This is a genomic window from Legionella norrlandica (genome assembly GCF_000770585.1).
In the GTDB taxonomy this organism is placed as follows: domain Bacteria; phylum Pseudomonadota; class Gammaproteobacteria; order Legionellales; family Legionellaceae; genus Legionella; species Legionella norrlandica.
This window is the reverse complement of the sequence record NZ_JNCF01000098.1, coordinates 1-5,663: the sequence shown is the minus strand read 5'-3', so window position 1 is coordinate 5,663 and position 5,663 is coordinate 1. Positions and strand designations below refer to the sequence as shown.

Genomic DNA, 5,663 nt, shown 5'->3' with positions numbered 1-5,663 from the left:
ATTTTTCTGCGTCACTGCTGATAAATTGCAGTGACGCAGGATTTATTAGCATGATGAATTACATTAAAGAAAATAGGTTTGAAGCCGAAATATAAAGTAGATGAATAGATGAATTGTTCAACAACGGTACATATATGAAAAAAATGTTGATTCTGATATCGTTTTTACTATCTGTTTCTTTAGTAAATGCAGACACATGGATATTTGCTGATGAACAGTTCATGAATCAAAAAAAAATATTTATTGCAAAATCAATGACCTTAGATGAGTTAGATGCATCTGAGTCTTTAGATAGGTTAAAAAAACAAAGTGATGAATTGCTCTCTCAATTTGATGACTTAATGCATTTAAAATATGCGGAATGTTATAGATCTATAGGAAACGATAAATTTTGTAAATGTCTTAAGGATAAGTTACCTTGGCAAGTTTCTTTTGAAGAATACATCAAGATTACGTTAATTAGAGCATCCTTAAATGACAAATTAATAGGTGCACCTGATAATGTTAAAAAGATAGTCCGTAAGATAAGAAGTGTAAGGGATGTTTGTATTCAAATATTTAAATAGCAATACTTGTCATCAGGGTTCCGGCCTTTCAGGCCCCGATGTATTGAACTATAATAAATAGCTATTTTGAAGGTTTGTTTGTTTTTTTATTAGCTATATCTGGTTGGATTTTTGGACTTCTGCAGTTGTTTTTATAGTTAATAATGATAAATTAGTTACTTATGCCAGCAAGAGATTTCTCAGAAAAGCCATCAAATATAAATTTGATTTTATCTGTACCAAGATATGAATAAGTTTTTTGTATATCAATTTTTTGTATCTGCCTTGAAGCATAATTAATAACAGATATTTCTTTTGTATGATTCATTCCTCGATATTGGCGAACTATATCAAATACCCACTGCCTAATATATTTATCATAATCAACAAGCGAGCAACCAATTATAATAATTTGATCATTGTCGCATCCATAAAATCCTGCACCATAAAATAAGTCTTTAATTGAATCAGAATAAAGTAGTTTGCTATATGAGGGACTAAGGAGAATAGGATGTGTGATGGCAGGTGCTTCGTTATTATCAGTGCGCCCAAGTGGATTATTATAAACTTTGATGAATTTATTTAAATCTTGGTCTGATACCCAATAAAGATATTTTAAATTTGTTTCAATTGTTGGTTGAATATTCATTGGGACTATGGGATTTAATTTAGGTTTATCATTTCCATGATTATTGAAAATAAAATCAGCAGGTAATAATGAGTGGGGATTATTTAAATTATCAGTTCTTTGTTTCTCGTAATATTCATTTAGATTAAACCAATTAATCGAACCATGAACTTTTAGTAACGTTACACCGTCATATGGTTCAAAATTCAATTTATCTTTATATATCCATGGAGGCAATAAACGAAACTTTTTTCCATTTTTCTGTAAAAAATATTCGATTAGGGTGTCATAATTTAGAGTTATTACAATATCATTGTTGGTTAGAGTTTCTGCAAAGCTATTATATAAATTTGTATTAAGAGCTTGCTCCTGCTTTTTTAAAAGAACAGTTGCAATTAAAACCCTTATTACTTTCTGAATGTCATTGCCTTGCTTTGAGGGATAATTTAGAGTGCCATAAAAATTTAAAAAGCTTTGGTAATCAATATACTCAATAAATTCTTCAATATTAATTTCATTAATTTTTTTATTAGAGTAATCTTGGTATTCTGTAATAGTTCCAATAAACATTTCTCTATATTCAGAAAAAATATCGTTGGTGGGGCTATTAACATAATTTACAATTTCTTGTAAAAGTTCAGTCCCAAGTGGTAAACCTGCTGGCTTTGAAAATCCAGCACCTAATATAAATAGGCGACGATTATTATTTCTATTCATATTCTAATCATAGAGTAATTTATGATTGTTGCCTTAAAATAAGGTTGAATAAGCAATAAGCTTTCATAACATAAAAAAATTGCTCTAATCTAAAGCAAGGAGGCTTATATGGTTGATGAGAATCAAAAAGAAAACATTGAGATCTTTCGTTTTAATGAAGAATTTAAAACAACGATTGATTTTTATATTAAAACTGTTCAAATCATTTTAAGCATTCCTTTAATTGTTAATGCAGGTGCAGCAATAGCTTTAGCAGGATTTTTTACCAAGAACTATCATGATAAACCGTACATTATTTTAGCACTAATATTTTTTCTTTTAGGAGCGGTATTAGGTCTGTTTACTCTCGTATATGAGTTTCTGGTTCATTTCTTTGCTACTAATAAAATAATTGGAATTGCTTCAGAATTGTCTCAAGAAAATTTGATTGATAGCTTAAAGGCTTATCACTCACATTATCGTGAGAGAATAAAAAAGAGAAAAGTGTTGTTCATTTTGAGATTTTTAATGGATTAGCCAGTCTCTTATCCAGTTTTTTAGGTATTTTTTTTATAGATGTCCATATTTTAGGAATGAGTTGTTATCTTATGATTACTGCAATTGCGCTGATTGGATATTGTATAATCTCAATAGCTTGGATGAATTCTAAATTAAATTCATAAATTATAATAGAAACTTGTCTACGTTGCCTACTTGAGGGTTTTCATTTCTGGAAACTCTAGATTATTCATTTTTCATAACTGATACCTGAACCAATAACTTGCAATTGTAGTCATATGTAACTACAATTATATTAAATCAAACTACAAAAATTCATAATTATGACTACGAAAACTGTACAAGCTCGGGTTGATAGTAACCTGAAAGATGTTGGTGAGGGGATCCTAAAGATGTTAGGTATTACGCCTTCTCAAGCTATTAATGCATTCTATGCACAAATTGTTATGTGCAGAGGTTTGCCTTTTGAATTGAAATTGCCAAACAAACTATCTCGTGATGCAATTGAAGAATTAGAGAAAGGTGGTGGCAAATCTTTTTCATCTTTTAAATCAATGATTGATGATTTGGATGATACGGATGCTTGAGATAGTTCGTTCAACCCAATTCAAAAAAGATCTCAAGAAAATTATTAAGCAAGGTAAAGAGCTAGGGTTATTACAAGAAATTGTAGAATCTTTGCAACGGCAAGAGTCATTACCACCTAAAAATTGTGATCATTCACTCTCTGGAAACTGGAAGGGTTATAGAGAGTGCCATATTTCTCCAGATTGGTTGCTTATCTATAAAAGTGATGATCAACTCAAATTATTAAGATTGGCTCGTACGGGCTCACATTCCGAATTATTTCAATAATTAAGTTGTATATTGGAGTTATTGAAAAGACATTCAGCTGTCAAGGATTACTTGACTACTGGATGTCGGTTTTATTACTAGTGAGTTTTTGGCAATTTGCAATTTTCCCAAAAAAAGAATTTTAAGCACAATATACATTCATTTGAATATTTACTAAATTTAGAGCAAAAAAATTATTCTTAGTATGAAATTTTATTATAATATGAATATCATCTGATGATATCTTTAATTTTTAATTAAAGGGTAAAAACCAGATGGTTTATTTGTATTAAATAATGTGGAAAAAAATGAAAACACTGCAAATTGGTATTATGCCACGAGATAAATTTCAGAATCGTACTATTGAAATTGCTTCCGGACGTTATAAACCTAAGAAAAATGAACCCAAGATTTGGTTTAGTTCAATCAAATCACTATGTGAAGTATTAAATGAAAATAACATGAGGTTATTGAAAATAATTGATGAACAAAAGCCTGAGTCAATTAAAGAGCTAGCTGCTTTAAGTAAACGTGAACCTGGTAATTTGAGTCGTACGCTTAGCACAATGGCTCGCTACGGAATTATTGAAATGAAGAAAATTGGGAAAAATTCTAAACCAATTGCTAAGGCTTTGGATTTTAATATTCAATATAGTGCTGCTGGATAATAATGTATTCTTTATATTTTGAATTATCCGGAAATCCCGGAGAGTTCATTATTAAATCTTAGCAGTGGGTTCCAAAATGGAACTAACTGATGTTTCGATATTTTTAATATGACCGACACTGTCGGCCAAATCTTAGATAGCTGTCCTATTCATCATTTTTTTGTTTCTTTAATTTGGTACACGGTGTGTTCCAAATTGGGTATGATTTAAATTTGGAACGCAGTGCGGTCCGAATCTATGTTGTAACCTTATTCATGATATGGATCTCACCGCGATCCAAATTGAATATTTATTCTCAATTCGGACCGCACTGCGGGCCAAAATCAGAGAAGCAGTTATATCTGTTCTTTATTTGTAGCTTGTATAGTGATTATTTCAGCAGACTCAATCACCTCCATGCACTTTAAAATATAATTAGTAATGAGTTGCATTGGTTTTCTCAAGCGTTCTACATCAGCGACAATATATCCTGCTGTTACATCATTATTCATTTTATGATTCATTAGTCGTTTTAGTGCATAAGCAGGGATATCCAGACTTTCAGCAATGGTAATAAAGGTGCGTCTTAAATCATGAACAGTGAAATGCACACCCGATGTCTTAGTAACATGTGCCATAAGTTTGCGGGGTTCGATGATGTGGCCTGCTGCTCCTGTACCCGGGAATACATAATCATTCATTTGGTTCTTTTTACGATTCACCATTAAATTATAAAGAAAATCAGAAAGGGGTAGGGTGTGAGTCTCATTATTCTTTGTTTTACTTAGTGTAAAGGTCTTAGCACTTAAATCCACGTCTGACCACTTTAATGTAGCTGCCTCTTGTCTGCGTAATCCAGTAAGTAGAATCAGTAATAAATAATCTCGAAGGACTTCATTCTGGGTAATTTGAAGTCCAGCATACCATGCTTTCAATTCATGAGGCTTGATATAGGTTTGACGACGTTCAACTCGATACCATGCGCGTGTTTGGGATAATCGTTTTACAGGGTTTTCAAGAATGAGTGAGTTTCCTTTAGCATCTTCATATTGGCCGGCTGCAAAATTGAAAAGGGCTCTGAGTATTCTCATCGCAAGATTTGCATACGCTTCACCGTGTTCTTTTCCTAATTTTTCGTGATATTTGGTAATGCGATCTTTAGTGATGGAAAGAATAGGTTTATGTTTCCAGCTGGTGAACCCTTTATCCAGAATTTGTTGATAATTACTTATGGTTTTGGGTTTCAAGGTTTTTCTTGTTTTAAGATAATCTTTGAAAACCTCATTCAATGTAACTTTAATTATTGTTGAGGCTTTCTTTTCAGCTATAGGATCTCCTCCCATGGCTATTTGTCCGAGCATTAGAAGAGCTTTATTCCTTGCCATCTCAGCTGTCAACTCTGGGTAGTGGCCTAGAGTAATTCGACAGCGTTTCCTATTTATGAATTTCTCTACAAAAAAGGCTTTTGAACCTCCTGAGGTAATGCGAACACCAAAACCTTTAAGGTTATCGTCATAATAACGTTTTTGTGCTGTTTTTCCTTCCTGTTGTACCTCTGGAAGGGGCAAATTATCGACTGTCGATTTGTTTATTTTCATAACCGATTTTTCATCCCTAGATAAATGTGTCGCAGCTGTGTCGCACTTGTGTCGCAGAATTGTTTAAAACTCAATATAAGAACATATAACGTATTAATGCTGTAATATCAAGTATATAAAAGGATTTTAAAGGAAATTAAAAGTGTGTCGACCTGGTTAAAACCTATAAAATGCTAATTCGTAATCAAGAGGTCGG

The 5,663-nt window shown here is 32.1% G+C and carries 7 protein-coding genes; 5 read left to right on the top strand and 2 right to left on the bottom strand.

The window, feature by feature from the left end; genetic code table 11:
* Positions 1-134 precede the first annotated feature (134 nt).
* Entirely contained in the window at positions 135-566 is a 432-nt protein-coding gene (locus OK13_RS13380) for a hypothetical protein (protein ID WP_035891594.1), read from the top strand.
* A 151-nt stretch (positions 567-717) separates the two neighbouring features.
* On the opposite strand, the gene OK13_RS13375 is transcribed toward OK13_RS13380, so the two are convergent.
* Complete coding sequence (locus OK13_RS13375) at positions 718-1,890, bottom strand: SIR2 family protein (protein ID WP_035891592.1); 1,173 nt, start codon at positions 1,888-1,890, stop codon at positions 718-720.
* Between the two features lie 108 nt (positions 1,891-1,998).
* On the opposite strand from OK13_RS13375, the gene OK13_RS13370 reads away from it, so the two are divergent.
* The 4 genes from OK13_RS13370 to OK13_RS13355 all read left to right on the top strand — a co-directional run bounded on the left by OK13_RS13370 (position 1,999) and on the right by OK13_RS13355 (position 3,890).
* A complete protein-coding gene (locus OK13_RS13370; RefSeq protein ID WP_035891591.1) occupies positions 1,999-2,406 on the top strand; it encodes a hypothetical protein in 408 nt (135 codons plus the stop codon).
* 305 nt (positions 2,407-2,711) lie between these two features.
* The gene (locus tag OK13_RS13365) at positions 2,712-2,975 is read left to right on the top strand and encodes a type II toxin-antitoxin system RelB/DinJ family antitoxin (protein ID WP_035891589.1); all 264 of its coding nucleotides are present in this window, start codon (positions 2,712-2,714) and stop codon (positions 2,973-2,975) included.
* Complete coding sequence (locus OK13_RS13360) at positions 2,968-3,243, top strand: type II toxin-antitoxin system RelE/ParE family toxin (protein WP_035891587.1); 276 nt, start codon at positions 2,968-2,970, stop codon at positions 3,241-3,243. The genes OK13_RS13365 and OK13_RS13360 overlap by 8 nt, the downstream gene beginning before the upstream one ends.
* Positions 3,244-3,530: 287 nt before the next feature.
* A complete protein-coding gene (locus OK13_RS13355; RefSeq protein ID WP_035891596.1) occupies positions 3,531-3,890 on the top strand; it encodes an HVO_A0114 family putative DNA-binding protein in 360 nt (119 codons plus the stop codon).
* A gap of 335 nt (positions 3,891-4,225) precedes the next feature.
* On the opposite strand, the gene OK13_RS13350 is transcribed toward OK13_RS13355, so the two are convergent.
* Positions 4,226-5,467, bottom strand: coding sequence for a tyrosine-type recombinase/integrase (locus OK13_RS13350; RefSeq protein ID WP_035891586.1), 1,242 nt, complete (start codon positions 5,465-5,467; stop codon positions 4,226-4,228).
* Between the last annotated feature and the right edge of the window lie 196 nt (positions 5,468-5,663).